Below are 2,993 nucleotides of genomic sequence, written 5' to 3'. Positions count from 1 at the left end.
CCCAGGGCGGGCCGGAGGCGCCGGGCTCCGGGTGGGCCGGGCCCGGGTTCACAGCCCCTCCGCCCGGTCCTCGCCCAGAGCGGTTAGCCGGTCGCGCAGCCGGGACGCCTCCGCCGGCCGCAGGCCGGGCACCCGGGCGTCGCTCGCCGCGGCGGCGGTGTGCAGTTGCACGGTGGCCAGGTCGAACGCCCGCTCCAGCGGCCCGGCGGTGACGTCGACGAACTGCATCCGCGAGTACGGGACGATGGAGAGCCTCCGGACCAGCAGCCCGTGCCGGACCAGCAGGTCGTTCTCCCGCTCGGCGTACCCCCAGGCGTGCACGGCGCGGACGATGGTGATCGCCCGCCAGGCGGCCAGCAGCACGGCGACGCCCAGCGCGGCGCCGAGGAGCCAGTGCCCGGTGGCCGCCCAGCCCACGGCGAGCCCGAGCAGGACGACGGCGAGCAGGACGCCCAGCCGGATCAGCTCCACCCAGATCAGGTCGCCGGAGATGGGCTGCCAGCGGACGGTGTTCGGCCAGGGTTCCAGGGGGCCGGCCGGGGCCGGCGGTGGCCCGGCGAGGTCGTCACCGCTCACCGGGGTGATCCGCTGCGCTCGCTCACTCTTCGAGGGTAGGCGATCCGGCCACCGGTACCACCTCACGCAGGAAGCCACGCGCGTCGAGGAAACCGCCGAGTGATTCCCGGTGCTCCGCACACGCCAACCACGTCTTGCGCCGGTCGGGGTCGTGCAGGCGGGGATTGTTCCAACGCAGTGCCCACACGGCGGGAGCGCGACACCCCCGCGCCGAGCAGATCAACGCGGCGTCAGCGGGAGTGGGAGAGGTCATCGGGGCGAGTCTAGGCCCGCGCGCCGGGAAGCTTAGCGCCGGGCGGCCACGGGGGGAGCCGCCCGGCGACGGGGTGAATCGTACACACGTCGGACCCCTTTCTGTCCACCCGTGTTCAGCGTTTTCCGGGGTCGGCAACGGCGCGGCGGAAATCGTCTTCTCGCACCCTCGGCTCTCAGCCGGGCATGACAGTCTTGATACGCACCACGCCGCGACAACCGATCATGCTGTGGAGGACCGGTGGCCCAGCCGACCACACCCGACGCCCCGACCCCGACCCCGGCCGAGGCCGTTCCGGACGCGCCGCCGGTGACCACCCCGGCCGAGGACGCCACCTTGCTGGAACGGGCGCTGTTCGAGATCAAGCGGGTGATCGTCGGCCAGGACCGGATGGTCGAGCGGATGTTCGTCGCCCTGCTCGCCCGCGGACACTGCCTGCTGGAGGGGGTACCCGGCGTGGCGAAGACGCTCGCCGTGGAGACTCTCGCCAAGGTGGTCGGCGGCTCCTTCGCCCGGGTGCAGTTCACCCCGGACCTGGTCCCCGCGGACATCATGGGCACCCGGATCTACCGGCAGTCCAGCGAGAAGTTCGACGTCGAGCTCGGCCCGGTCTTCGTCAACTTCCTGCTCGCCGATGAGATCAACCGGGCGCCGGCGAAGGTCCAGTCGGCGCTGCTCGAGGTGATGAGCGAGCGCCAGGTGTCGATCGGCGGGGAGACCCATCTGGTGCCCGACCCGTTCCTGGTGATGGCGACGCAGAACCCGATCGAGCAGGAGGGCGTCTACCCGCTGCCGGAGGCCCAGCGGGACCGGTTCCTGATGAAGATCGTGGTCGGCTACCCCACCGACGCCGAGGAGCGGGAGATCGTCTACCGGATGGGCGTCGCGCCGCCCGAGCCGGCCCTGGTGTTCAGCACCTCCGACCTGATCGCCCTGCAGCAGAAGGCTGACCAGGTCTTCGTGCACAACGCGCTGGTGGACTACGCGGTGCGGCTCGTACTGGCCACCCGCGCCCCGGCCGAGCACGGCATGCCGGACATCGCGCAGCTCATCCAGTACGGCGCCAGCCCGCGCGCCTCGCTCGGCCTGGTCCGGGCCGCCCGGGCGCTCGCGCTGCTGCGCGGCCGGGACTACGCGCTGCCGCAGGACGTGCAGGACATCGCCCCGGACATCCTGCGCCACCGGCTGGTGCTCAGCTACGACGCGCTCGCCGACGACGTGCCCGCCGACCACATCGTGCACCGGGTGATGTCCACCATTCCGCTGCCCTCGGTCGCGCCCCGGCAGCAGGCCACCCCGCCGCCACCGGCGGGTGCCGGCTGGCCCGGGCAGCGGCCGTGACCCGACCCGTCCCCGCCGACGCCGGCGGCGACCGCAGCGGTGCGGTGCTGTCCCGGCTGCAGCTCCTGGTCACCCGCAAGCTCGACGGCCTCCTCCAAGGCGACTACGCCGGCCTGCTGCCGGGGCCGGGCAGCGAGGCGGGGGAGTCCCGGGAGTACCGGCCCGGCGACGACGTACGCCGGATGGACTGGCCGGTCACCGCACGGACCACGATGCCGCACGTCCGGCGTACGGTGGCCGACCGGGAGCTGGAGACGTGGCTCGCGGTGGACCTGTCGGCCAGCCTGGACTTCGGCACCGGGAAGTGGCTCAAGCGGGACGTGGTGATCGCCGCCGCGGCCGCCCTGAGTCACCTGACCGTGCGCGGTGGCAACCGGATCGGGGCGGTGGTCGGCACCGGCGCCCCGCTGCCCGCGTCGGCCGGGCGATGGCGGGGTGCGCCCCCGGTGACCGGGCCGGGCACCCTGGTCCGACTGCCCGCCCGCGCCGGTCGAAAGGAGGCGCAGGGGCTGCTCCGGGCGATCGCCGGGACCGAGATCCGCCCCGGGCGTAGCGACCTGGGCGCGCTGGTCGACATGCTCAACCGGCCGCCGCGCCGGCGCGGCGTGGCCGTGGTGATCTCCGACTTCCTGGCGCCGCCGCAGCAGTGGGGCCGGCCGCTCCGTAAGCTGCGGGTCCGGCACGATGTGCTGGCGATCGAGGTGGTCGACCCGCGCGAGCTGGAGCTGCCCGACGTGGGGGTGCTGCCGGTGGTCGACCCGGAGACGGGGGAGCTGCACGAGGTGCAGACCGCCGACCCGCGGCTGCGTCGCCGGTACGCCGA

At 73.9% G+C, this 2,993-nt stretch carries 3 protein-coding genes; 2 read left to right on the top strand and 1 reads right to left on the bottom strand.

Annotated elements, in window-relative coordinates:
* Positions 1-48 precede the first annotated feature (48 nt).
* A complete protein-coding gene (locus DKL51_RS29305) occupies positions 49-576 on the bottom strand; it encodes a PH domain-containing protein (RefSeq protein WP_109947118.1) in 528 nt (175 codons plus the stop codon).
* Between the two features lie 493 nt (positions 577-1,069).
* Between DKL51_RS29305 and DKL51_RS29295 the strand changes: the two genes are divergently transcribed.
* Both DKL51_RS29295 and DKL51_RS29290 read left to right on the top strand, forming a co-directional pair.
* Positions 1,070-2,170, top strand: a complete 1,101-nt coding sequence (locus DKL51_RS29295) for an AAA family ATPase (protein ID WP_109947120.1) — start codon at positions 1,070-1,072, stop codon at positions 2,168-2,170.
* A partial coding sequence (locus tag DKL51_RS29290; protein ID WP_185734956.1) for a DUF58 domain-containing protein occupies positions 2,149-2,993 on the top strand: 845 nt, incomplete at its 3' end. The genes DKL51_RS29295 and DKL51_RS29290, both read left to right, overlap by 22 nt.

This window comes from Micromonospora globispora, from assembly GCF_003857015.1.
Taxonomy (GTDB): domain Bacteria; phylum Actinomycetota; class Actinomycetes; order Mycobacteriales; family Micromonosporaceae; genus Micromonospora; species Micromonospora globispora.
This window is presented reverse-complemented; position numbering and strand designations above follow the sequence as displayed.